At 37.3% G+C, this 25,270-nt stretch carries 26 protein-coding genes; 13 read left to right on the forward strand and 13 right to left on the reverse strand.

The window, feature by feature from the left end:
• The first annotated feature begins 24 nt into the window (after nt 1-24).
• The 3 genes from ACSHWW_RS11005 (at nt 25) to ACSHWW_RS11015 (ending at nt 3,933) form a co-directional block, all read left to right on the forward strand.
• Entirely contained in the window at nt 25-1,563 is a 1,539-nt protein-coding gene (locus tag ACSHWW_RS11005) for a YifB family Mg chelatase-like AAA ATPase (RefSeq protein WP_435682510.1), read from the forward strand.
• Nucleotides 1,564-1,577: 14 nt separating this feature from the next.
• Entirely contained in the window at nt 1,578-1,940 is a 363-nt protein-coding gene (locus tag ACSHWW_RS11010) for an Hpt domain-containing protein (protein ID WP_435682511.1), read from the forward strand.
• Nucleotides 1,941-2,031: 91 nt separating this feature from the next.
• Nucleotides 2,032-3,933, forward strand: a complete 1,902-nt coding sequence (locus ACSHWW_RS11015; protein ID WP_435682512.1) for a DEAD/DEAH box helicase — start codon at nt 2,032-2,034, stop codon at nt 3,931-3,933.
• Between the two features lie 93 nt (nt 3,934-4,026).
• Here ACSHWW_RS11015 and ACSHWW_RS11020 read toward each other — a convergent pair whose 3' ends face one another.
• From ACSHWW_RS11020 to ACSHWW_RS11030, 3 genes are all read right to left on the reverse strand, one after another.
• Nucleotides 4,027-4,305: a hypothetical protein gene (locus tag ACSHWW_RS11020; protein ID WP_435682513.1), complete on the reverse strand. Its 279-nt coding sequence runs from the start codon at nt 4,303-4,305 to the stop codon at nt 4,027-4,029.
• Nucleotides 4,306-4,316: 11 nt separating this feature from the next.
• Entirely contained in the window at nt 4,317-6,284 is a 1,968-nt protein-coding gene (locus tag ACSHWW_RS11025) for an endonuclease (protein ID WP_435682514.1), read from the reverse strand.
• 85 nt (nt 6,285-6,369) lie between these two features.
• Nucleotides 6,370-6,834, reverse strand: a complete 465-nt coding sequence (locus tag ACSHWW_RS11030; protein ID WP_435682515.1) for a hypothetical protein — start codon at nt 6,832-6,834, stop codon at nt 6,370-6,372.
• 119 nt (nt 6,835-6,953) lie between these two features.
• Between ACSHWW_RS11030 and ACSHWW_RS11035 the strand changes: the two genes are divergently transcribed.
• Entirely contained in the window at nt 6,954-8,087 is a 1,134-nt protein-coding gene (locus ACSHWW_RS11035) for a DUF3095 family protein (protein WP_435682516.1), read from the forward strand.
• Between the two features lie 100 nt (nt 8,088-8,187).
• Here ACSHWW_RS11035 and ACSHWW_RS11040 read toward each other — a convergent pair whose 3' ends face one another.
• Nucleotides 8,188-9,636: a glyceraldehyde-3-phosphate dehydrogenase gene (locus ACSHWW_RS11040; protein WP_435682517.1), complete on the reverse strand. Its 1,449-nt coding sequence runs from the start codon at nt 9,634-9,636 to the stop codon at nt 8,188-8,190.
• Between the two features lie 303 nt (nt 9,637-9,939).
• Nucleotides 9,940-10,401: an SsrA-binding protein SmpB gene (gene smpB / locus ACSHWW_RS11045; RefSeq protein ID WP_435682518.1), complete on the reverse strand. Its 462-nt coding sequence runs from the start codon at nt 10,399-10,401 to the stop codon at nt 9,940-9,942.
• A gap of 55 nt (nt 10,402-10,456) precedes the next feature.
• Here smpB and ACSHWW_RS11050 point away from each other — a divergent pair, with 55 nt between their 5' ends.
• Nucleotides 10,457-11,212, forward strand: coding sequence for a DUF6503 family protein (locus ACSHWW_RS11050; RefSeq protein WP_435682519.1), 756 nt, complete (start codon nt 10,457-10,459; stop codon nt 11,210-11,212).
• On the opposite strand, the gene ACSHWW_RS11055 is transcribed toward ACSHWW_RS11050, so the two are convergent.
• The 8 genes from ACSHWW_RS11055 to ACSHWW_RS11090 all read right to left on the reverse strand — a co-directional run bounded on the left by ACSHWW_RS11055 (nt 11,209) and on the right by ACSHWW_RS11090 (nt 19,138).
• Nucleotides 11,209-11,973, reverse strand: coding sequence for a CDP-alcohol phosphatidyltransferase family protein (locus ACSHWW_RS11055; protein ID WP_435682520.1), 765 nt, complete (start codon nt 11,971-11,973; stop codon nt 11,209-11,211). The two genes, ACSHWW_RS11050 and ACSHWW_RS11055, sit on opposite strands and share 4 nt — an antisense overlap.
• Nucleotides 11,974-12,109: 136 nt before the next feature.
• On the reverse strand, nt 12,110-12,754 hold the full coding sequence (locus tag ACSHWW_RS11060) for a DNA alkylation repair protein (RefSeq protein WP_435682521.1): 645 nt from the start codon (nt 12,752-12,754) through the stop codon (nt 12,110-12,112).
• A gap of 75 nt (nt 12,755-12,829) precedes the next feature.
• Nucleotides 12,830-13,171 (reverse strand): cupin domain-containing protein, encoded by a 342-nt coding sequence (locus ACSHWW_RS11065; protein ID WP_435682522.1) that lies wholly within the window; start codon nt 13,169-13,171, stop codon nt 12,830-12,832.
• A gap of 32 nt (nt 13,172-13,203) precedes the next feature.
• Entirely contained in the window at nt 13,204-14,622 is a 1,419-nt protein-coding gene (locus tag ACSHWW_RS11070) for an FAD-dependent oxidoreductase (RefSeq protein WP_435682580.1), read from the reverse strand.
• Nucleotides 14,623-14,685: 63 nt separating this feature from the next.
• Complete coding sequence (locus tag ACSHWW_RS11075; RefSeq protein ID WP_435682523.1) at nt 14,686-16,239, reverse strand: hypothetical protein; 1,554 nt, start codon at nt 16,237-16,239, stop codon at nt 14,686-14,688.
• Between the two features lie 142 nt (nt 16,240-16,381).
• Nucleotides 16,382-17,260 (reverse strand): pirin family protein, encoded by an 879-nt coding sequence (locus ACSHWW_RS11080; RefSeq protein ID WP_435682524.1) that lies wholly within the window; start codon nt 17,258-17,260, stop codon nt 16,382-16,384.
• Nucleotides 17,261-17,425: 165 nt separating this feature from the next.
• On the reverse strand, nt 17,426-18,196 hold the full coding sequence (locus tag ACSHWW_RS11085; RefSeq protein ID WP_435682525.1) for a S1/P1 nuclease: 771 nt from the start codon (nt 18,194-18,196) through the stop codon (nt 17,426-17,428).
• A 210-nt stretch (nt 18,197-18,406) separates the two neighbouring features.
• On the reverse strand, nt 18,407-19,138 hold the full coding sequence (locus ACSHWW_RS11090) for a zinc-dependent peptidase (protein WP_435682526.1): 732 nt from the start codon (nt 19,136-19,138) through the stop codon (nt 18,407-18,409).
• A 173-nt stretch (nt 19,139-19,311) separates the two neighbouring features.
• Between ACSHWW_RS11090 and ACSHWW_RS11095 the strand changes: the two genes are divergently transcribed.
• The 8 genes from ACSHWW_RS11095 to ACSHWW_RS11130 all read left to right on the forward strand — a co-directional run bounded on the left by ACSHWW_RS11095 (nt 19,312) and on the right by ACSHWW_RS11130 (nt 25,247).
• The gene (locus ACSHWW_RS11095; RefSeq protein WP_435682527.1) at nt 19,312-20,649 is read left to right on the forward strand and encodes a histidine kinase; all 1,338 of its coding nucleotides are present in this window, start codon (nt 19,312-19,314) and stop codon (nt 20,647-20,649) included.
• A 1-nt stretch (nt 20,650) separates the two neighbouring features.
• A complete protein-coding gene (locus tag ACSHWW_RS11100; protein WP_435682528.1) occupies nt 20,651-20,947 on the forward strand; it encodes a 2TM domain-containing protein in 297 nt (98 codons plus the stop codon).
• 2 nt (nt 20,948-20,949) lie between these two features.
• The gene (locus ACSHWW_RS11105) at nt 20,950-21,243 is read left to right on the forward strand and encodes a 2TM domain-containing protein (RefSeq protein WP_435682529.1); all 294 of its coding nucleotides are present in this window, start codon (nt 20,950-20,952) and stop codon (nt 21,241-21,243) included.
• Nucleotide 21,244: 1 nt separating this feature from the next.
• Entirely contained in the window at nt 21,245-21,514 is a 270-nt protein-coding gene (locus tag ACSHWW_RS11110) for a 2TM domain-containing protein (RefSeq protein WP_435682530.1), read from the forward strand.
• 1 nt (nt 21,515) lies between these two features.
• Nucleotides 21,516-22,277, forward strand: a complete 762-nt coding sequence (locus tag ACSHWW_RS11115; protein ID WP_435682531.1) for a LytR/AlgR family response regulator transcription factor — start codon at nt 21,516-21,518, stop codon at nt 22,275-22,277.
• A 308-nt stretch (nt 22,278-22,585) separates the two neighbouring features.
• On the forward strand, nt 22,586-23,269 hold the full coding sequence (locus ACSHWW_RS11120) for a DUF4331 family protein (RefSeq protein WP_435682532.1): 684 nt from the start codon (nt 22,586-22,588) through the stop codon (nt 23,267-23,269).
• A 26-nt stretch (nt 23,270-23,295) separates the two neighbouring features.
• Entirely contained in the window at nt 23,296-23,889 is a 594-nt protein-coding gene (locus ACSHWW_RS11125) for a DUF4331 family protein (protein WP_435682533.1), read from the forward strand.
• A gap of 68 nt (nt 23,890-23,957) precedes the next feature.
• Nucleotides 23,958-25,247, forward strand: a complete 1,290-nt coding sequence (locus ACSHWW_RS11130; protein WP_435682534.1) for a tetratricopeptide repeat protein — start codon at nt 23,958-23,960, stop codon at nt 25,245-25,247.
• The last annotated feature ends 23 nt before the right edge of the window (nt 25,248-25,270 follow it).

The raw sequence follows: 25,270 nt of genomic DNA on the forward strand, positions 1-25,270 counted from the left end.
ACATTTAAGCCGTAAACTTATAATATGCTCACAAAAGTCTATGGAAGTGCCGTTTTTGGCGTTGAGGCAACCACAATTACTGTAGAGGTAAACATTGTGAAAGGAATAGGTTACCATCTCGTAGGGTTACCTGATAAAGCCATAAGTGAAAGTTCTTATCGTATAGCAGCTGCATTATCAAATGTAGGCTATAAGTTACCAGGTAAAAAGATTACTATTAACATGGCGCCAGCAGATTTGCGCAAAGAAGGAAGTGCTTATGACCTTACTCTAGCCATAGGAATACTTATTTCATCTGGACAAATTAAAGCAGACGAAGTTGATCAATATTTAATCATGGGTGAACTATCCCTAGACGGTAGTTTGCAACCCATAAGAGGAGCATTACCTATTGCTATTAAAGCAAGAGAAGAAAAATATAAAGGTTTTATCTTGCCTTCTCAAAATGCTCGCGAAGCTGCCATCGTGGATGGACTAGAAGTCTATGGAGTCGATAATATCTCGCAAGTCATCGACTTTTTTAATGATGGAACACCACTTGAGCCTACCGTAGTAGATACCAGAGATGAATTCTTCCAAGCACTGGAACACCCAGAATTTGATTTTGCAGACGTTAAAGGTCAGGAATCCATAAAACGTTGTATGGAAATCGCCGCAGCTGGTGGACACAATATTATATTGATAGGACCGCCAGGAGCAGGAAAAACCATGCTAGCAAAACGATTGCCGTCCATATTACCGCCCATGACCTTGCATGAAGCGCTAGAAACTACTAAAATTCACAGCGTAGCAGGTCGCACTCAAGAAAAAGTAGGATTGATGGCGCAACGGCCATTCCGCAGTCCGCATCATACTATAAGTGATGTTGCCCTAGTTGGTGGTGGAGCTTATCCACAGCCTGGCGAGATTTCTCTATCGCACAATGGCGTTTTGTTTCTAGACGAGTTGCCAGAATTCAAGCGCACCGTGCTAGAAGTGATGCGACAGCCGCTGGAAGATCGTGAGGTGACCATTTCAAGAGCAAAATTTACCGTTACTTATCCGTCTAGTTTTATGCTTGTGGCAAGTATGAATCCTAGTCCAGGTGGTTATTTCAACGATCCAGATGCACCAGTACAGAGCAGTCCTGCAGAGATGCAACGTTACTTAAGTAAAGTATCAGGTCCTTTGTTAGATCGCATCGATATTCATATAGAAGTGACACCAGTACCTTTTGAAAAATTAACGGAGGAACGCCTAGCAGAAAAGTCAACCGTGATTAGAGAACGAGTTACTGCCGCAAGAGATGTTCAAACGGTCCGCTTTCGCGAAAGCGAGAAAACACATTATAATGCTCAAATGAGCGTTAAGGATATAAGAAAACATTGCGTCCTTGATGAGGCTAGTAAACAATTACTGAAGAGTGCGATGGAACGATTAAACCTAAGTGCGAGAGCGTATGATCGTATTTTAAAAGTATCTAGAACGATAGCAGATCTAGAAGGAGTAGAAGAAATAACTGGAACGCATATTGCAGAAGCGATCCAATACCGCAGCCTCGATAGAGATGGCTGGCTGGGATAAATTAATAGAATTAAATGAGTGAAATATTACAACTAACAACCTTAACAGACAACTTTGGAGCTGATCCAGAAACCTTTGTGCAAATCCTAAATATATTCCTAGAAGAAGTCCCAGTAGATTATACTTTGTTGCAAAAACAAATTAATGCAGGAGACTTTAAAAACGCTGGTGAAACGGCTCACAAAGTGAAATCCAGTTACCGTTTACTAGATATGGAAATAGAAACCTTATTACTACAGGAAATAGAAACTAGATCTAAAGAAGAGAAAGAAACACAAGGTATTGCTCAACTTTTTGCTCAATTTGATATGAATTATGGGCAAGGGATACTGCTAGTAGAACAAACTCGCAATCATTACATGAGTAACGATAAATAGCTCAACTTAAGCTAATTGATTATCAGTTAATTAATAATTAGCAAGAGGAATTAATAAATTGTATTTTTGCAAAATATTTAAAAGAAGTTATTTGAAAAATTTTGAAGTCTTAGGACTCTCACAGCCGTTATTAGACGGCCTCGCTGACATGGGTTTTGAAAACCCAACAGAGATTCAGCAACAGTCTATTCCCCTTTTATTAAAGCACGATGGAGATTTTATTGGTCTTGCTCAAACTGGTACGGGAAAAACTGCTGCTTTCGGTTTACCCTTATTGGATCTTATAGATGTTAATTCACGTGAAGTACAAGCCCTTATTCTGGCGCCTACTCGGGAACTTGCTCAACAAATTTGTGGGCAAATGGATAAAATGTCTAAACACCTAGGTAAAGTGAATGTTGTTCCAGTTTTTGGAGGAGCAAATATTATGAATCAAATTAGAGACATACGTCGTGGTGCACAAATTATTGTCGCTACGCCTGGTCGATTAATGGATTTAATGAAACGTCGTGAAGTAAAACTCGACTCGTTAAAGTATATGATACTTGATGAGGCAGATGAGATGCTTAACATGGGTTTCAAAGAAGACATCGATTTTATTCTCTCAAAGAGTGATACTGGAAGACAAATCTGGTTATTCTCTGCTACTATGGCTCGTGAAATCAAGCGCATAGTAGATACATATATGGTACAACCTGAAGAGGTGCGTATCAATAGAGAAGATATCGTAAATACAAACATTTCTCACCAATCCATACAGTTAAAAGCATCGGACAAGATCGAGGCATTGCGTCGTTTCTTAGATTATGATCAAGATATGTTTGGTGTAGTTTTTTGTCGTACGAAGCGTGATACACAAAACGTAGCTGACCAGTTGAACAACAACGGTTATGCTACTGAGGCTTTACATGGTGACATGTCACAAGCACAACGTGATGCGGCTATGAAACGTTTCCGTAATAAGAACTTGAAACTTCTTATTGCTACAGATGTTGCTGCTCGTGGTATAGATGTAGATGATATTACTCACGTAATTCACTTTGCACTTCCTGATGATCCTGAATTCTATGCGCACCGTTCAGGTCGTACAGCTCGTGCAGGTAAAAAAGGAGTTTCTATTGCACTAGTTACTCGTGGTGATAGCCGCAAGTTAAAGTACATGGCAAGCAAACTAGGAATTGAGTTTACTCAAGGAGAAGTTCCTGCCCTAGAAGCGATTACTCAAAAACGTATTTCTCGCTGGTCTGAAAATATGATCAAGCAAGAAGTAAATGAAAAAATTGATCCTAGTATCCTAGAGGCAGTTCAAGAGAGCTTTGCTGAGGTTACTAAAGAGGAATTACTAGCTAAGTTGTTGACTAAAGAATACAACTCTATCTATAAACGTAACTCTATATCTGATCTTAATGACCGTTCTAAAGGACGTGATAGAGATGATAGACCACAACGTGAAAGAGGTCGTCGTAACAGCCGTGGAACTGAGGAAGGAATGAAAACCTACTTCATCAATCTTGGTCTTAAAGATGATATTAATAAAGGAGCGTTGCTAGGCTACGTTTGTGATGTTACTGGAATATCTGGTACTCAGGTAGGTCGTATCGTTATGGATAAAGGACATTCTTATATGGATGTTGCTGAAGATGTTGCTTCACAGCTTCTTACTCTAGACGGTAAACAACGTAATGGTCATGACTTGAGAGTTAATGAGCATAAAGGTGAAGTAAAAGAACCAGCTCGTGAACGTGGTGGCCGCAGTGGTGGTAGACGCGATGGTGGCGGCGGTGGTTTTAAAGGTCGTCGTAGTGGTAATGATTCTGGTTCTGGTGGTGGATATAAAGGAAGACGCGATTCTGGTGGTAGCAGCCATAGAGGAAGACGTAGTGATTCTGATAGCAGTAGCGGTAATAGAAGCAGTCGTCGCGGTGGTGGAAACTCTTCTTCAAGTGGAAGTGATAGAAATAGTGGTGGTGGCTTTAAAGGTCGTAAGTGGTAATTCACGTTCACACATTATAAGTATAGAAAAAGCCTGTTTAGATAACTCTAAACAGGCTTTTTTAATTTCGTAGGATTCGTTTGATTATAAAATTTATTCTCTCAAACCTTTTTCACGTTGTTCTTCACGTATAGCTTCTCGACGATACTCTTCTTTATAATCTCTCAACTTAGACCGTATAAGCCATAATCCAAAGCCAAAAGAAACCAGACTGCCTAGTATAATTTTATAATCAATTTCTGAAGCTGTTGTAAATAGAACTATAGGAATTATAAAAAGTATCAAAGCAAATAAGAAGATAGATTGCAACCTACCAGTCATGATACTACACAAAGCTAGACGAGCCTCATTTAAAATGTCTGCTTTTTTCAATGGGATATTCTTTATTCTACAATCAACTTCAAACTCTGTGAAGCGTTATCTGTTTGCACCATTATAATATACATTCCTTGCGGTAAGTTATGATTAATGGTGGTATTGTGATTTAAATCTCTTTGCAGTGTTTTTCTTCCTAGTTGGTCATAAATAGTCATTTGAGCTTGTTGCTCTATACCTGAAATATGAAAACTATTCTTGCTAGGATTAGGAAACAGTTTTACAGCAGCTAATTCTTCACGATCATTGGACAATGTATAATTCATCCCAACCTGATTTCCCCAAATGTATTCCACAAGATCTGGTCGATCTATGAATGGATTACGATTAATTTGCCAAGTATAAATCACATTATTACGATTCATTTCAAAATCGTCTGGTGGATCATTTCTATGCCATTGTAGTAGTGTGGCAAGATCTCCTAATTGACCTACGGTGGAATTACCAGGATTTCCGTTTACCACATCTATATTATTGTAACGTAAGGTCATATAAAACACAGCGCGTGCCACATCACCATGCCAGGAACCTTGAGAACCGCTAGGTCCATTATATTCTGGGTAATCTTTGTTTCCTCTAGAACTATTTGTTCCTCCATCAGCAGCTCTTAAGTGGTGAGCATCGCTTTGTCCATGTCTTAAACTGTCTGCATTAGTCTCTGTCCATACTGCCATTCCATCAATAGTTTCATCATACTCTATTTCAGAAAATCCACCTCTAGAACGTGGATATATATGTTCACGATTCCATTTTCCTACACTGCTACTTCCAGTTTGGTATTCTGCCTTAGAACGTTGTTCTTCTGAGTATAACAACCATACTTGGTTTGAGTTTAACGGCGATTCATCAGACTCTTTCATGATTTGAACTACATCATCATAGGTATGAATACGTACTACAAATTCCTCAGCAATGATAGCAGTGATTGCCGCTTCCAGTTGCGGACTTGCAAGACCATTTAAAGAATCATAATAGTTTGCCGGAGCAGTACTTGAAACCATTCCATAAGTAGGAGCAAGTGGAGTTCCATAAGTTGCAACCTGAAAATCATTATCTACCACTAGATGACGTTCATTATCTTTTAATCTTTTAAAACCTACGGGAACATTGTTATCTAAATTCACGCGCAACTCTTCATCACCTTCATCAACCGTATCATCTATGACATTGTAACTGGCAACTACACTTGTTTGTCCTGTAGTAAAAGTTACCTGAGATGGTCCCGTGTAATCTGTACTGACAAAGGTTCCAAGATCAATCGTATAGTTTAATACAAAATCGCTCGTTTGTGCCTCAGATAAAGTAAATGTAATGTCAAAGTTTCCACCTTCATTAATAGGTAATGGAGCCACAGTAAAATCTATTCCTGTGTAAGTAGGAGTAGTCGCATCATTTAAAGAGTGTGGAGTAGGAGCTTTTACTTCATAAGTTCCGTCTGTTTTGCGCTGTATGGACTCAGTGGTTTTGTTACCGTTTTCGTTTTCATTAATTTGAACATTGATTCCTAATAGATTCATCAATGTCATGTTATCAGCATCATCAGTATCATAGATGAGTGCATCAATTAAATTAACGCTATTTGCAAATGTCTTGTCTGGCCAGTCTGTGTCATTTCCTGCATAAATTGCCACAGCATCTGCACCTAATTGGATGTTGCTTTCTGCTAGATAGCGATCTGGAACTGGTGAAACCAGCGAACTTCCTAAAACTACGAGTCCATTATCATCTGTGGTAAGTCCATCGAGATCCACGGTGTAATAACTACGTCCCATTCCTGTTGAAGAACTTGTAGAACCGTTAAAAAATACAAGTACATATCCATTTAGAGAGAAGAATGGAGTAGTAGACTTGAGCTCCACAAACTGTCTATCATTAGTACTAGGTGTGTCTGCATCTAGTTCGTTGATGACTACTTGCGCTTTCGCGAAAGCGAGACCGAAAACAACAATACTGATAAAAGCGATTAACTTTTTCATGATAGGGGATTTGCTGCAAAAATACGGCTGTTATATCAAGTCTAAGAACAAGAAATAGTTAATTAATTCAGGAGTTATCAAGGTTTTAAAAAGTGATTGAGAACCCTAAACCAGTACCACTGGTCGTTAACGACAGTTCCATAGGCACAGTGCTGGATTCAGATAAGCCGTCGTTATAAATATCTACAGCTCTATCGATTTTTTTATTTTGTGCTATGTTTATGGGAATTGCAATCCCTATAAGACCAGCACCTATGGAGCCTTGAAGTACATTAAATTCCTTTCCTGTAATTAAATTACCTAATTGATAACCTATTAAAAAACCACCGGCAAATCCCATGACTTGAGAGATTCCTCGATACTGTCGAGCATCATAAAAAAGGCGATGTGCGGTTTCATTTAAAACAAGAATATCGTTCAGTTCTGAGTTTTGTAAATAATTATCACCCATGCGATACTTATAACCATCAACGTTTACCTTGATAATTTCTTCATTTTGAGCAAACGACATCGTACCAAGAAATAATAAAAGAAAGCAAATATGTTTCATCAGTTTATTTTTGAATAAATGAAAGTACGATTTTTCCACTTATTAATTTTTCTATTTCAAATAACTTAACATTTTACTAATATGTGATTCTCGTTATCATATTAATCTTAAGTTTGAACATGTCAACCGCTCATTTTTATAAAAATTTACACATTCAACGCGCCTCTATTCAAGACGTCATTGAAGATCAATCCATTTTTAAAAATGTTCCAGAAAATTGGAACATCATCGTTACAGATGTTGAGAATTCCACAGCTGCCGTTGCTGCTGGAAATCATCAGCTAGTTAATCTTGCCGCTACTGGTAGTATAGTGGCTTGTTTAAATATAGCTCGAGAAAAGGAAATAATGATTCCGTTTTTTTTTGGTGGTGATGGAGCAACTATTCTCGTGCCAGATGAGATTCTGCATGAATGTTTGCACGCACTTATTTTACATCAAGAAAATTGTAAAACTAATTTTAATTTTTTCCTGAGAGTAGATTCTTGTAAAGTAGGTGAGATGTATGAAAAAGGCGCTACGTTAAAACTCGCCAAAGTCAAAATCAATGAACTGCACACCATTCCTGTAGTTCTAGGAGATGCTTTACAAATGGCAGAAGATGTCGTTAAGGCCATGAATCGCAAAATAGAGCTAGCCGCAATTCCTTATAACCTTAATCTCAAGGGAATGGAATGTAAATGGGATAAGATTGCGCCACCTATTGATGATAATGAGATCCTAACATTAATAATTATTGCACAGCGCACAGATTTGCAAAGTGAAGTTTATAGCGCTGTTCTATCAAGAATGGAAGCTATTTATGGCGACGTAAAAAAGAGACATCCTATAAGTCTAGAAAAACTCAAGATGATCAATAGTTTGAGTCAAATCAAGAACGAAGTGTTGATGAAATTTTCTAAATTAAAATGGAAAGAGATTCTAGGTAGTATTGCCAGATCTGCCATGGCGAGGTTCTACTTGAAAAATAATGATAAAGGACGTAATTATTTAAAAGAATTACCGGAGTTAACAGAGTCTTTAATGCTCGATGGTACTATAAATACCGTAATCTCAGGAACAATTAAGCAAAGAGAACTACTACTTGCAGAACTGGATGAAATGAAAAACAAGGGATTGTTGCGTTACGGCTACTTTACCAGCACCACTAGCGTTCTATCTTGCTATGTAACTGCTATCGATGATTATCACGTCCATTTCCTTGACGGAGATCATGGTGGTTATACTCAAGCAGCTCAAATCTTGAAGAAATAGTTTAATCACGCTTTCGCGAAAGCGTAATCACTCAAATTCCAACCATAAAAAAAGCCATTTCAATCGAAATGGCTTTTCTATAAGTTGGATTTAAAAAAATCTAGTAGTACGTGAAACGTCTTACTTTTGCGATATGCTTAGCCAGTCTTATCACTTGATGACTGTATCCATATTCATTATCATACCACACGTAAAGCACCACGTTTTTACCGTCAGGACTTACTATTGTTGCGTTTGAATCATAAATCGATGGAGCGTTTGACCCAACGATATCGCTAGAAACGAGTTCGTTATCAATGGAATATTTAATTTGCTCTACAAGATCACCTTCTAGGGCATATTTTTTCATGATTTGATTGATTCCGTCTTTACTAGTAGTGGTTTCTAGTTCTAGATTAAGAATCGCAAGCGAACCATTAGGAACCGGAACACGTATCGCGTTTGATGTTAATTTACCTTCAAATGATGGTAACGCTTTACTCACCGCTTTTCCAGCACCAGTCTCTGTAATTACCATGTTTAACGCTGCAGCACGACCACGACGGTACTTGCTGTGCATGTTATCCACAAGGTTTTGATCGTTTGTATAAGCATGGATCGTCTCTAAGTGACCTTTTATAACACCAAAGGTATCTTCAACAGCCTTTAAAACCGGCGTAATAGCGTTTGTAGTACAACTCGCTGCAGAGAAAATATCCACCTTATCAGGATCATTTTCTAACTGGTTCACACCATGAACGATATTAGGAATTCCTTTTCCTGGCGCAGTCAGTAATACTTTATGAGCACCTTTTGCTTTTAAGTGACGAGCCAGCGCTACATCATCTCTAAAAGCTCCGGTATTATCTATAATTAGAGCATCGTTTATTCCATGTGCGGTATAATCGATATCCTCTGGAGCGTTTGCGGTAATCATTTTTACGGTCGTACCGTTGATGATTAACGATTCGCTTTCTAGATCATAACTCACGGTTCCAGAGAAATCTCCATGAACAGAATCTTGAGCTAGGAGAGATGCACGTTTTTCTAGTACGGTAGCATCTATTTTACCACGTGTTACAATGGCACGTAATCTTAACTGGCTTCCTTTTCCAGCTTTGGTCATTAACTCACGAGCGAGCAAACGGCCTATTCTACCAAAACCGTACAACACTACATCTTTAGGCTTTACATCTTTGGCTTGCTTAGCATCACCTAATTTGCCGGCTACAAATGCCATCACATTTTGATATTCATTATCTTCTAAGTGATACTCATAAGTAAGTTTACCTATGTCGAGTTTTGCAGGTGGCATGTCTAGTTGTAGAATTGCTTGAGCAATTTCTACACTATCAAAAACCGAAATAGGTTTCTGAACAAATTCACCAGCATACTCGTGTAGGTTGATGATCTCGCTCACGTTACGATCAATCAGCTGATTTCTAAAAAGCACCAGTTCTATAGACTTATCATACCATAAATCGCTTACGGCTTTAATAAATGCAACTGCTGCGCGACGCCTGTCTGTCTGAAAGGCGAGCTCTTTTTCATAAGTATCTAAGCTACTCATTGAATGGGTTTTTGTGGGTTTAATTTGGCTGCAAAAGTACTACTTCTATAACGTTTTCGTAACTCGGTTTAACGAAACTTTTTGATGGCTTGATATTGCTGGATGTCAATTGGTTTTCTTTTCAAAAAACACAATTGATTCAATTATAGATTTGAATTTTTAGTTTCCATTCCCCAACCCTAAAGGGTGCGGAAACGACAACTTTTGTATTCTATACAATAGAAACCTCACCCTTTAGGCGTTGCACTGAGCAAGTCGTATGTGGTTGGGAAAAGGTTTCGGTATTCTAAACGATAGAAAACCTTATTTATAAGCCTTTTTAATTTGATCCAGGCGTTTCTTATTATCACGATCTTTAATAGCGTCTCGTTTATCGTGAAGTTTTTTTCCTTTGGCAAGAGCGATGTCGAGCTTAGCAAGACCTTTATCGTTTACAAATAACTTAAGAGGTATGATGGTATTTCCACCAGCGATGACGTCTTTTTCGAGTTTTTTAAGTTCTTTGCGGTTCAACAAGAGCTTGCGTGACTGTTTAGGTTGGTGATTGAAGTACGTCGCATGCGAGTATTCTTGAACGGTCATGTTAATGACCCATAACTCACCGTTTTTGAATTCGCAAAAACCTTCGGCTATACTGGCCTTTCCTAGACGTATGGCTTTTATTTCTGTTCCGCCTAGAACTATACCGGCCATATACGTGTCCAGTATCTCGTATTCAAATCGCGCTTTACGATTCTTAATCTCTATGTTTTTCTTAAATTTCATATAACATTGGCAAATATAATTTAATGATGATAGTACATCGTTATATATTTGTGAAATGAAGCATTTACAATACATTTTTCTGTGCGCTATTACGATTGTCCTACATTCTTGTAATATTCCTGCACAAATCAGTGCAGAGGATATCATCAATAAATCGATAAAAGCTCACGGTGCAGATTTGTTGGAGAATTCTACTATGGAATTTAATTTCAGGAATGTTGCTTATCAAGCGGTACGTGAAAATGGAAATTTTGAATATTCCAGAACTCGAGTTACAGACACCACAACAACCACAGATATCCTTGCTAATGATAAAAAAGAACGTTTTATAAATCAAGTACAACAACAAGTTCCAGATTCACTTTTGAATCGCTATGCGAGCAGTGTGAATAGTGTGATATATTTTGCGCAACTGCCTTACAGTCTGGACGGAAATGCTGTTTATAAAGAACTCATAGGAGAACGATCTATAAAAAATCAGGAATATTATAAAATAAAAGTAACTTTTGATCCCGATGGTGGCGGCGAGGATCACGAGGACGAGTTCATTTACTGGATCAATCAGGAGAATTTTCTTGTGGACTATCTCGCTTATTCATATTGTGAGGAAGATTGTGGATACCGCTTCCGCGAAAGCGTTAACAGAAGAACCATTAAAGGTGTCACTGTCCAAGATTATAATAATTACAAAGAGACCGTCCAGGATCCAGAACTATCACAGATGGATGTGTTTTACATGGCTGGTGATCTTGAATTACTGAGTGAAATCAAGCTGGAAGATGTGCGTATTACAGGGAAGGCTTTTAATTAGTAAAACACTTTCCGTATCCCTATAAACACAAAAACCATCATTGTGTATCCTAAAAAGAACGACAAAATAACCGCTTTTAAACCTAAAACTAAAAGAACTGCGATGATAAGCAGTTGAAACCCTAATCCAAAAGTAGAAATGCTGGTCATCAACCATTTAGGGAATATTTTTCCCGTACCGGCATTAGTGTCTAGCGCATAAATAATCTTGTCAAATAAACCATAGAGGAATTTATACATACCATAAAGAACATCTACATGCTGTTGTTTTTCACCAGGTAAAGCCACCGGTGTTTTAGTTTCAAAAACCCGACTGGTCTTATCGCCATCAAATTTATTGCGCAAAATCACGTAATAGTAATTGTAAAGTGTGCCTTGCAATTGCAATCCTAAAAACGCCGCAATGCAAATCCATATAGAAGTATCAGTAATGTACCAGATGGATAAGAATATAATTGCGTTTAAAATTATGTCTGCCACAGAATCTAGGAATCGCCCTGTGTAGGATGGCTTTTCCTTAATTCGAGCGAGTTCACCATCTGCTGCATCGAGTATGGATTTTAAAATGAGAAAGAATGCTGCCCACCAGAAATGTTCTTGTAGAATGCAGTAAACGGCAATGAGACCTGAGATGATAAAACCAATCGTTACATGAATAGGCGTGAAGGCTGTGTTTTTTAATGAGTTTGCAATAACTCTAGCAATTGGTCTTCCATAATCTGAAAGATCAATAAATTTATGCTTTGGTGGTAATTTGGACATGTAATGTCATAGGAACTGTACTGTGGAATATACCGTAATAGAAAGCTGTAAAGGTAAGTGATAATGCTTGATGTATTTGGTGAAAAGCTGGTTCTATAACTTCATTTTAAATATGTCTCGATAGATGTTCTGCTGATTATTTTAACTTCAAGTAATATTCTCTTGTCTCTTTATCAAATTTTTCAATGGCATATCGCAGCGTAATTCTAGGCATTTGCGTAGCGTATTTGTTAAGGAAATATTTCAAAGCATCTTTATTTCGCTTCCCAGCTTCTCTAATCCAACTTCCCACCGCTTTTTGAACGTGTAGGTCTAAATCATTAATCAGTATTTCAGCGATTTTAAATGTGTCTTCGGTTTCGTTTTTTCGAATAAAATAATAAGTGCTCACGATAGCAGATCTACGTTCCATAGGGTTAAGGGACTTTGTCATTTCATATAATGGAGATCTGTCTTTATCGTATAAATATCCTCCTACCACGTATGGTGCACTACGATCTACTAAACCCCAGTTATCAATCCACTTATGATTATTAATGTAAGCTTTGTAAGAGTCTTCACGTTCTTTTAATGAAGTTTTTTTATCACGTGCTTTCCAATCTAAAATAGACACAGCACCTAACCTATGATTATCATTATTATCTTGTAACAAATTTACCACTTCAGCTACCGGCATTTGTTGATACTCTTTAGCTAGAGAAAACAGTTCTCTTTTAGGAATTTCTCCCGGATAATCTTGGCCTATTATTTTTAGAGTTTCTTTAAATTCTTTGGCAGTCATGATTTGAAATAAAGCTTTTCAATGTTTCCTAAATTGTAATTATCTCAACAGTGATTAATAATATGTCACTATCAACTACTCCTTTATTACTTGCTCTACACGATCAGCTTGATCCAGTTTTGACAAGGTTAGGCGTACCACACTATCTTCAAGTGCTTTTAAATCATGCGGTACAAGTGCATCTAGAGTAATAATATCACCTTTTTTTAAAGAATGAATGCCTCCTTCTACACCAAAGTCGATCTTACCTTCCAGAATATGCACGATAATAGGGAAAGGTGCTTTATGCTCTTTCATGAGTTGACCTTGTTTTAATAAAATTCTGATCTCTTTAGAAAAAGAGGTTTCTAATAATACTTTGGTCACGATTCTGTCATCGTTGTAATTGAGGTCGTTATGGAATGATTCGATTTTCATGGATTGTTTTATTATTTAAAGATAGTACTTAACTACTGCTTCCTCTTCAAAACTCGTCCTCTAGGTTCATCACCTTCATATAGAACCACATCAGTATGTAGAAATTGTGCAGCGGCAGCCGAGTCTTTTACTTTTATCGAGCTACGTTGTGTCATTTCTTCTTCAAACTCGTCAAGCACACTTGCTCTTATTCCGTTTGTTCTCCAATCAGATTGTGGACGGCAACCGTGGGAAATGCTGCGAGCTAGTGATAAAGCATCAAGTAAAGCTTGATTTGCTCCTTGTCCTTTGAATGGACTCATGGGATGTGCCGCGTCACCTAATAATGTGACGAGCTTACTATTTTTTAATAATTCAGGATTTAATAATTCGCGATCATACACTGGATAACCAGAAATTAAATCGGCTGTGGTTGCTGTGATTATTTTTGGAATAGGATCATGCCATTGCGTTCTACGACTTGCTTCTTCTTTCAAAGCTTGTGATCCTCGAGAACTCAGTTCTTTGGCATCAGCTTCGGTCATAGGGAAACTGAGTTGCCACATGATGGAATCGGTATCATAAGGCATCATATAAATACGTTCATGACCATTTGCCGTTTGAAACACCGTAGCCGAATCTAATAAATCGCTCTCTAAATCTTCCAGCTGATGTAAAGGGCAAATTCCTAAAATAACAATACAATCTAAATATCGTAAAGGTGTTTTTTCATCACCGAGAATCAAATTTCTAACTGTGCTGCGTATTCCGTCAGCGCCGACTATGAGGTTTGCTTTATGTTTTATTATTTCGTCTTTAACTTGGAATTTAAGTTCAACTTCAGACTTATCAGTCTCCTGATAGTCGATAAGTCGGTGTCCCCATTTTATATTGGGATGATCGCCTAACTGATCCAGCAATGCTTGCCGTAAGGATTGTCTAGCTATGTGAATGTTTGTTCTTTTTGGAGTTGTGTTCTTTTGATTTTCTAACCATTTACGCATTCCCCATTCTCCTATAATTGCTCCAGCAGTATTGTGAACCACATGTCGTGTAGAAACAACACCTTTTTCTAGTTTTGGAATGCCTAATCCTTGAATTGCTTTGCTCGCTTGTTGTAAAGTCAATCCATATCCTTGTGAACGAGCGTCAAAACTTTCATCACGTTCATAAAGTGTAAAAGGTACATGACGATGCAAGCAGGCTACTGCAAGTGCCACGCCACCTATACCACCGCCGATAATCGCAACATGCGGATAGTTCACATCATCTGCCTGAGGAATGCTTGTAGATTCTATTAATCCAGTTCCATCACAATCTTTACAGTTTGAAAGATGACCTTTTGGTTTTACAGGTATTGCAGATTTGCCATTTGATTTTTCAAATTGTTCCACAGCTCGTTGATAGCTCAATCGTGCTTTCTTGCGTATGCGCTGGCTTTTCTTACCACGACCTTTACAATCTGGGCACATGATCCAAGACAACGGTTTACGAGCTACTTTCAATTCATTAAAATCGTTAGATTATTATTAAAACTAGTTACAACTAGGAGCTATCCCTTTCAAATACATAACAGTATAAGCTGTTTCATAACCTATTTTATGAGCCATCCATGTTTTCCACGCATCAGTACTTTGATCTGTAGGCTCAGTTCCTAAGACGCATTCACCAGTTAATATCGTGTACATAAATGCCGCACTTGCTTTATCAAGATCTCTATGCATGTGCCAGGCGTCTCTATAAGCAGATTGTGAAGGAATTGCTTCTTTAAGCTGTGCGTAAAGTGTACGGATAGGTACCGCACGAGCATGAGGAATTTCTGAATTTCTCATCATATAAAGTGCCGTTCCTAAATCTGTACCATTATTAGATTCATTAATGCGTTTATCTAAACCATACAGCATAGAAACATCGCCATGGTTCCCATTATCCTGCATAGGAAATCCAAAAGAATAATCAAATGCAGCAGGATTAATATTGTAGCGTTTGTTGGGTTCAAAATTAGTGTTAGACCTACCGTAGTTAAAATTAATAGGTGGCGTTCCATTGTTAACTAATGTGCGATTAGATTGCCCAACTATCCATTGCAATCCGTTCAAAATTCCGTTTTCAGAACTTGAACCTGTATGATTATAATTGAGCACGCTATCTGTAATATCGCAACTTTTAAAAGGATCTATAAATGTGCGCTCGCCTATATAAGAAACTACATCTACTTCATTAATAGCAACAGTATAAGCGACTGTTGCGATTTCATCATCGTACTGATAGTTAGATGTTGTTGCGTTTACATTTCTTATGTGCGCATAAATGGTAGCAGCTGTTAGGTAAGCACCATTAGGAGATGGATGTAAATTATCTGTATCTCTTTGTGCTGGATCTAGTCCTTGCCATGCTCTTGCTGCTGGAATGGTTTCCATAGCAACTGGTGCACCATCTGCAGCGCGGTGTGTGAATTCTGCAAAATGGGTGATAGTTTCAGTGCTTACATCATCTTTAGGCCATTGCATTAAGAGTAGAGGTTTTGCTCCACCATCAGTTACTTTTTGTGCAATTTTATGAACTCCTAGAGCATAATATCCTGGAAGGTTTGCAATCAAGTAAGGATCTGCCGCGATGATGACATAATCCCAGTTATGAGTTCCTTCTCCTGCAAGATTATCGTGACGTGCAGTTTGCCCTTCAGGCCAGTAATAATATTGCATTAAGGAATGAGCGTAGAAATTATCTGAGTAAGTTGCTCCGTTCTGACCTAGACCATAAGTCACCATTTTTTCTTTGTAAATATCTTGAAATGAAACGTTTATGTCTAATTCATTTCCTGGGTCTTGAGATAAGATATTATCCAATTGAGTTGCAACACCATCTGCAGCAAAACCACCTGTAGCGTTATTAATGGACTTGCTCGTCCCTAATACTAGAATATTTACTTTCCCGTCGTTATTAAAATCTGCAGTTGTTCCTACTGGAGTTTCATCAACTGGCGTCGTGTCGGGATCATCAGAACAACCAGTGATTGCCAGAATTAATGAGAAGAATAATATATTCAACCAGTTCATTGATAATGAACTTTTAAGAGCTGTTTTCATTACGATATTAATTTGCTACGAAATTAGTGATAAATAAAATTGCAGTAATTCACTTTTAAATAAAAACCGGTATGTTTTAGTAAACCCTAAAACATACCGGCAATAACTTTTATAGATTTAAGTATCACTTAAGAGATTACTATTAATCTTCTAAATAACCAAACTTACCATTGTTGAAGTCATCAAACGCTTCTTGTAATTCTTGATGTGTGTTCATCACAAACGGACCATGTGCTGCGATAGGTTCATTAATAGGTGCTCCACTCAATACGAGAACGAGAGCATCATCTATCGCTTTGATTTGAAAAGCCTCTCCATCATTTGCCATTAAAGCTAAGTGATCAGTAGGTGCCTCATCATTATCATTGATCACTATATTACCTTCTAGTACTAGGACGACTGTGTTATAATCACTTGGGAAATTAAATGCAGCAGTTCCACCTTTATTCAATTGAGCATTGAGCATATGAATAGGAGTGAATGTAGAAGCAGCTCCTTTTATTCCATTGTAATCTCCAGCAATCACCTCGATAAAACCCGAATTGTTTTCTAATGCGTAACGTTGAATTTCACTGTTTTTAATAGCTTGATATTTAGGTGCGCTCATTTTATCCTTTGCAGGCAAATTCACCCATAGTTGAACCATTTGAAAATCGCCGCCAGTTTTGCTCCATTCTTTTTCATGATATTCTTTGTGAAGTACACCGCTGGCAGCAGTCATCCATTGCACATCACCTTCATTTATAATTCCGCCGCCGCCACTACTGTCGTGGTGAGCAACTTTACCTTTATATGCAATAGTTACAGTTTCAAAACCGCGATGTGGATGAACGCCTACACCTTTAGGTTTTTCTGATGGTGGAAATTTATAAGTTGAATTATAATCGAGCATGATAAAAGGATCCATGCGTTGCATGTCCATTCTAAAACCACTCGGAATAAAATTGTGAACTCTAAATCCATCACCTACAAAATGCGGTGCTCTAGGACTTGCTACTAATTCTACTGTTTTAGTTTTCATAGTTTTAAATATTTTGAGACTCTATTTTAAAAAGACAAGACTTTGAAAAAATCAATTTTTTTGAGAAGAAGTATTAAAAAGCAAGAATGTTTTATGTTGATTGATAGCTTGTGATTGCTATGAGTCCATTAGTAAATACGCTTTCGCGAAAGCGTATTTAAAAACCTAACCTAGCACCTCATTAAGTAGCGCTGCGAGTCGCACACCACCTTTTTGAAGCTGACCTTTAAGGACATCAAAATAATCATACATGTAACGATAGCCTAGCTTATCGCCGATTGCAGTGTTTGCATAAATATCCTTTACTACGTCACGACTATCTTCTAGCCAGTCGCGATGTGTACCACTTGCCATGGCTTTGCGTTCTTTTTTACTGAGTTGTGGCATGTTCATAGCCAGCTCTGAGTAAGACATGCCGTGGCTATCAATCATTTGAGAATCCCAAACGCGATGTAAGTTAGTTCCATCTTTAAACCAGCGTACTTGAAAATCGTTGCCACCTTTATCTTCGGCGAGTCCTGTGTGTAACGGCTGGTGTAAATCTCCTATAAAATGAACAAGCATGCGCAATTGAAAAGCCTTTTCTTCTTTAGTTGCCGTCTCTGATTTTAAGGTAGCAATGGCATGATCGATTCCTTGAATGATATCGCCTTTGTCACTTTTAGGATGTGTGTCATAAGTTTTATCAAACGGAATGTTCACATAATGTTGCGGTCCATAAGCTCTGTATTGCTTGTCGCTTTTAATATCGTCTGCAAATGTAGAAACTAGTGCTAGCGATTCTCCATCTAGCAAATTTGCAATGGCTTTACGTGCTTTGCGATTCAAGTATTGCTCTGCAATAGCACCTGTAGCACGATGTCCCGTTTTTCCCCAATCGTCTGCTTGAGCAGTAAATGATAAGAGTAGAGTCAGTATAAATAAAAGGTAACGCATGGTGTTTATTTTGAATGCAAGTTAAGCCAGTGATTTGAGAATAATGTTAGGTGTTTATTAAAAGTGTTAGGTTTTGAGTCTTTGAGTCTTTGAGTTTTTGAGTTTGTGAGTTTTTAGCACTTAGCTTTTAGCACTTGGCACTTAACACTTTGTTCTTAAACTTAAACTTTGCACCTTTAACTTTAAACTTTGAACAATTAAACATTCAAACTATAAACTTCCCGGCGTGAAACATTTGGAGAGCATTTGATAGATATCAGGATGTTTGCGTTTCATGAGTTTGGGTCTGGAGAAAAAATACTCTGCAGCGACGGCAAAGAACTCGATTTGACTCGTGCCACCATAGTTTCTTATGTCTGACTTGTCTTTATTGATGCGTTCCATTTCTTTATGCATGAGGTTGATCCATGGAATCACATTTGCTTGATGTAATAAAACATTCGGAATTCCATCGATGGTGCCGTCCATTTTATCAATGAGATGAACAAATTCGTGAATAGCCGTATTGAGTTTATCAGTATCATTTTTAAAACCGTGGTACAGTGCTTCTTTAGAAAGGATCATTTTATGATTCCACTTTCCTGTTCCTACCATACCAAAAATGCGCCTGCCATTTCCGTGACCTTCAAATTCTAGGTCTTCATTAAAATGTTCAGGCAGCAAAATCACAATTTTCAAATTAGTATAATGCCAGTCTGGAAATTGAAAGACTGGAATAATCGCACTTGCCGCAATGAGTAGCGCGTCCAGTTCAGTTGGTTCCATGTCTATAGTTTCTACTTCGATTTCATCTAGAAATGCCTGCATGCGTAATTTAAAAAATAGCCGTTCACGTGGCTCTAATTTTTTAAAATAAGGAACGTATTCTAGAAGCAATTCATCCCAGTGCTCTGTAGATGCTGGTTCTGGTTGCTTTTTTTTAAATAAATGAAAAATGGGCATGAAATAAATTTGAATAGAATCTAAAGGTAATTACTACATATCAATTTTTTTACAACTCAGTACCCATTTTATACAATTCAGTTATTCTAATTTCTAAAAAGTAGAAGTATATCCCATTTTTGTGGTGTTCTTAAAGGAAAAAATTACTTTTAAGGACACGTAAAGAAAACCACATGCTTCTTAAAAAATTTATTAAACTAATTTGGGTATCAACATTAATCGCATTGTTCATTTGTGCCATTGATTTTGTGATGAGTGAATTTCAATTCAAATCTTGGGATGACCAATTGGAGCAGTTTGTAATCAATTTTATTTTTAGTGTTTTTATAACTGCTATTAATACAAGCTTTTTTGATTATTTAGGAAAGCATTATACGTGGACTGATCATGGTATTAAAAGAATTATTGTAGGAGCGATAGGAGCGGTAATCCTCACAATGGCAACGTTGTTTAGTTTGTTATTTGTGATTCGTGTGTTGTATTTCGGTCAGCCAGTGGCTGAGTTTTTTGAACAGCAAAACCTGGATTGGTATCTATTTGGTTTTACGTTCACGATGATTATGTCTATTCTTTTTCATGCTTTTTATTTCTATAGAGAATTACAAAAGAGAAAAGTAAACGAGCAAAAAGTTATCGCTCGTAGTGCCACAGCTCAATTTGATGCGTTGAAGAATCAGCTGGATCCGCATTTTTTATTTAATAGTTTGAATGTTCTGGTTTCACTGATTGAAGAGAATCCTAAGTCGGCGACTAAGTTTACTACATCACTTTCTAAAGTATATCGTTACGTATTAGAACAGCGCAATAAAGAACTAGTTCCTGTTGATGAAGAACTTGCATTTGCACGTACTTATGTAGGATTGCTTAAAACGAGATTTGAAGACAGTATTCAAATAGACATACCTGAAAAAAGCAATATTCCAGACGCACAAGTAGTACCACTATCATTACAGTTACTTCTTGAAAACGCTGTAAAGCACAATGTAGTAAGCGATAGTAAACCACTCAAACTGCGTATTTATGAAGATAATAATCAACTCATCATAGAAAACAATTTGCAAAAAAAGCCAGTGGCAAATAGCGGTAGTGGAGTAGGACTACAAAACATAGCCTCGAGGTATCAATTGCTCACAGATCGCAAAATGAGCATTGCAGAAAATGAAACTCATTTTAAAGTGCAAATTCCTATTCTCTCAAACTCACCAGAAACAATCACCTCAAATACAGACGATATGACCACCGTAGAAGACATCAAATTAATCAAAGCCAAAGAACGTGTAAAAACTATTAAAGAATTTTATGATGATGTGGTTAAAACCATAGGAATCATATTATTTCTTGCAGCGATCAACTACTTCACATCAGATTTTCCTTGGGTGATATTTCCTGCTGTAGGTATGAGCATAGGCTTATTTTTTCAGTATCTACGTACTTATGAAAACAATCTATTTCTAGGTAAAGGCTGGGAAGATCGCAAAATTGAAGAACTTATGAATAACAAAGACTTTTAATATGAAAACTGGAGAAACATATCAAGAACGCTACTCAAGAGCCAAAGCTCGTGTAGAAGAAATACGATCTTTTTACAATCATTTAATGATCTATATAGTAGTAAATATAGGACTAGCCTCTTTGAACTATTACCAGAATGAATGGGAATTTGTTTGGTTTTTATTCCCGTTAGGTGGTTGGGGAATCGGTCTATTAGGTCATGCACTGGGAACATTTAGTGCAAATCCGTTTACGGGTAAGAACTGGGAAGAACGCAAGATTCAAGAATTGATGGAAAAAGAACGTCTAAATAAATAGTCATGGAACAGAATGTTAATCAACAAGAAGCTTTACAAAAAGCCAAAAAACGAGTAAATGATCTCAAAGGATTCTACAATCATTTAATGGTTTTTATAGTCATTCATGCATTAATCCTAGCAGCGGTATTATACTTTGATGGGAATCTTAAATTCTTTATCACTTTTTCAGTGCTAGGTTGGGGAATAGGGTTATTTATTCATGCGCTAGTCGTTTTTAAATGGAATCCTTTTACTGGAAAAGATTGGGAACAGCGCAAACTCAAGGAGTTTCTAGAAGAACAAGAAAACCGCTAGAATGAGTAACGAATTAGAAAAAGCCAAAACGCGAGTCAAGTATATCAAAGGAGTGTATAATCACTTGATCATCTTTGTTGTGATGAACTTGATTTTTCTAGCTGTGGTGCTGTACATAGACTTCAGCGTGAATTATTTTATAAATTTCTTTGTATTACCTTGGGGAATGGGAATATTCATTCAGTGGATGCTCGTTTTTAAATGGAATCCTTTTACGAGTAAAAAGTGGAAAGAACGCAAGATTAAAGAATACTTAGATAAAGAAGAATAGCATGAAAGCCATCATTATAGAAGACGAAAAACCATCTGCAAGGCGACTGAATCGCATGCTGCAAGAGCTCGATATCACAGCTGAGGTCATGCTGCATTCTGTACAAGAATCTGTAGAATACTTATTGAATAATCCAGCACCAGACTTGATATTTCTCGATATACAGTTGAGCGATGGCCTTTCGTTTGAAATATTTGATCAAGTAAAAGTGGATATCGCCATCATTTTCACGACTGCTTATGACGAGTATGCACTTCAGGCTTTTAAGCTCAACAGTATAGATTACCTGTTAAAACCTATTGATGAGGATGAATTAAAGGCAGCAGTAGAACGTTTTCAAGCACGCTTTCGCGAAAGCAATAACAACCAACTCATAGACTTTAACCAGATTGCAAAAATGCTAGGCAATCCCGTGGATCGTGTTTACAAGAAAAGATACACGGCCAAAGTAGGCGAACACCTCAAATTATTCAACACGGACGAAGTGCAACTTTTTTACTCTGAGAATAAAGGAAGCTACCTCAATCTAGAGAACGGACGCAATTACTTAATAGATGAAAAGCTAGAAGCCATTGAAAAAGAACTGGATCCAGAGCAATTCTTCCGTATTTCTAGACAAGCTATCATTAATGTAAATGCCATTGATGACATGATATCGTATACTAACTCCAGGCTCAAGGTGAAAATTGATAGTTTTAAAGAATTTGACCTTATAGTAAGTAGGGAACGAGTAAAAGAATTTAAAAACTGGCTGGAGAAGTAGTATAGCTAGTTTAAATTTCTATAAATGACGTATTTATCGATAATCGTAATTTTCTTAAAACAGGTGTGATTCATGATAATTTTAAATAAAATTAAATTTTTACAACAATAATTTCATTATAAAATTAACATTATTATAAAATGTTAATTACTTGATTATAAGCGACTTGATTTATTTCAGGTCGCTTTTTTATGATATATAAAACAAAGGCTTAACATCTATTAAGATGGGTTTAACATGTTTAGTAAAACCGTACGAGGTATTGCTGCGTAGATTAGACATATAACAATTTATAAAACCCAATTAACATGAAAAAAATTGCCCTTTGGTCTAGCCTTGCACTTGCAATATGTGTAGGAGCGTTTATCGCAGCAGATCACCTTGATGCACCAGCTGTAGCTAATACCACAGCAGACATCGCAGATTTCTACGCCTTTGAAGGTGAGAATGCAAACTCTACTACGTTTGTAGTAACATTACCTGCTGCAACCGCTGCAGCACAATTTGATGAGAATGTTCTTATCGAGATTAACATCGACAACACAGGAGTTGATGCAGGAACAACTGGAGTAACTGAAGATTTAGTGATCCAGGCGTTAAGACAAGGAGATAAGATGTATTTCTTCGGTCCTTATGCACCATCAGCAACTGGTTTAAACAGCACAATTGATACTAACGAGCTAGCAGCTAGTGTGGACATAGGTTCTACAGCAACTGTAGGTGGCGTGAATTACTTTGCAGGTTTAAGACAAGATGCGTTTTTCTTTGATTTTGAAGCGTTCAACACTGTAATCGGTACAGCACCTGCTGAAGGTTTTGGAACTACTGGTAACAACACATTTGCACCATTAAATGTAAATGCTATTGTAATCGAAGTACCTAACTCTATGCTAGGAACAGCACCTACTCACATTGTAGATCAATTACTAGCTCCTAATGGACCTGGATTACCTGTCGCTTATAACGTATGGGTAGAAACTAAAAGAAGATAATAACTAACACACAAAAAATTAAAACAATGAAAATATTTAAATATATACTAGCATTTACTGCAGTAGCTACATTAACTGTAAGTTGTGGTAATGATGATGACGTGACTGGAAACCCAGCAACGACAGATTTTAGCGGAACATTCATCCAGCAAGATCAAATGGGTCGTCCAGGAATAAACACTGTGTTTACTCCTACGGCTGCAGACGAGAACATGTTCAACGTTACTATTCCAGCAAATGGAATCGCAATGTTTCAACCTACGTTCCAGAGTCGTATAGAAGCTTATTATGCAGCTTACAGTGTAACTGCAGGAACTACGCTTACTTATGAGAACAATATCCTAGGATTAGACTTACCTACATTAACAACTGCTCTTGCACTTGATGTATTACAAGTCGCTCCAGATGCGCCTACTTCTTACTTCAACCCTGCAACTGGTGTACCATTAACTGGTCGTACTATTGAAGATGACGTAATTGATGTATCGTTGATTCTACTTTTCGGTGGAATGAATGGAGATCGTTTTACAAGTCCTACTAACCTTGTGTCTGATAATGTATCACAAGAAGCGGGAACTTCTACAAATACGTTCCCTTACTTAACTGCAGCGCAGTTCTAAGAATCATTTAACTTATAACTAGGCTTAACCTTAAGCCTAGTTATATTTTAATTTAAACCTTCACAACCATGAAATATCTATTCACCATTTTCTCTTTATTGCTTCTCGTTTCTTGCGCTACGGCACCAGAACAAAACCAAGCAGTAATTACAGACATCAACGACTTCCAGACTTATCTAGATCAAAATAGAGATGATGAGGTCGCTACATTAAAAGAACAAGCCATCGCCCTAGAAAACGATGTAAAAGCAGACTCTAATCGTATCGTACAAATGTCACGATTAGCTGGTATTGAAAACCAACTTTATGACCTTACTGGAGAAATTGAAAAATTAGCACATGCAGTTAGCTTGCGCGAAAACGTGCTCCGCAAAACATTCATAAAACCAGAAAGTGCTCGACGCGCACTAGCTCAACTATATATTAAGCAACACCGATTTAAAGAAGCTCACAGCTTAATGAATGAGGTTCCTGCAAACGAGAAAGAAGATCAATTGATCAAGTTTGACATTGCCATGGAACTAGGTGATTATGAAAACGCAGAGCAGCTATTAAATGGTATCAAGAATCTAAGAGATTACAATTACCTAATTAGAGCTGCAAAATGGAATGATTATAAAGGAAACCTCGATGATACTATTAGACTCATGGAACAAGCCATGGAACTTGCTGAAGAAAGCGGTTCTGAAAGCTTAATGTTATGGAGCTATTCAAATATTGCCGACTATTATGGACATCACGGAGATTTAGACTTGTCTTACAAGTTTTATTTAAAAACACTCGAGTTAGATCCTCATAATGATTATGCCTTAAAAGGAATTTCTTGGATCGCTTTCTCAAATGATGACGATCCAGAACTTGCTGCTCAAATATTAAACACATTACAAAGAAGGCATTCTATCCCAGACTATAAACTCTCACTAGCAGATGTTTATGAACATCAAGGAAAAGAAGAGAAAGCAAATCAACTGCGTAGTGAATTCTTAACAGATACTGAAAATTCAAGTTTTGGTGGTATGTATAACACGTATCGTATAGAAACGATGTTATCTGGAGATAAGGCACAGCAACAAGCAGGATTAGAACTTGCCATGCAAGAGGTAGAAAACAGAGCAACACCAGAGACTTATGACCTATTAGGCTATTCTTACTTAATAAATAACATGCCAGAGAAAGCTCTAGAAGTTCATAAGGATAATGTACAGAATAAAACTTTTGAGCCAGTAGCTCAATTACATTTAGCTCAAGTATTGAAACAAAACAATCAAGAAACTGCAGCTATGGAACTTAAAAAAGAGTTGCTAGAAGCACGTTACGAGCTAGGACCAGTAGTGATTAAAGAAGTGGAGAGCTTGTAAACGTATGTCAGTTCGAGCGCAGC

The organism is Nonlabens sp., assembly GCF_051251825.1.
Lineage (GTDB): Bacteria > Bacteroidota > Bacteroidia > Flavobacteriales > Flavobacteriaceae > Nonlabens.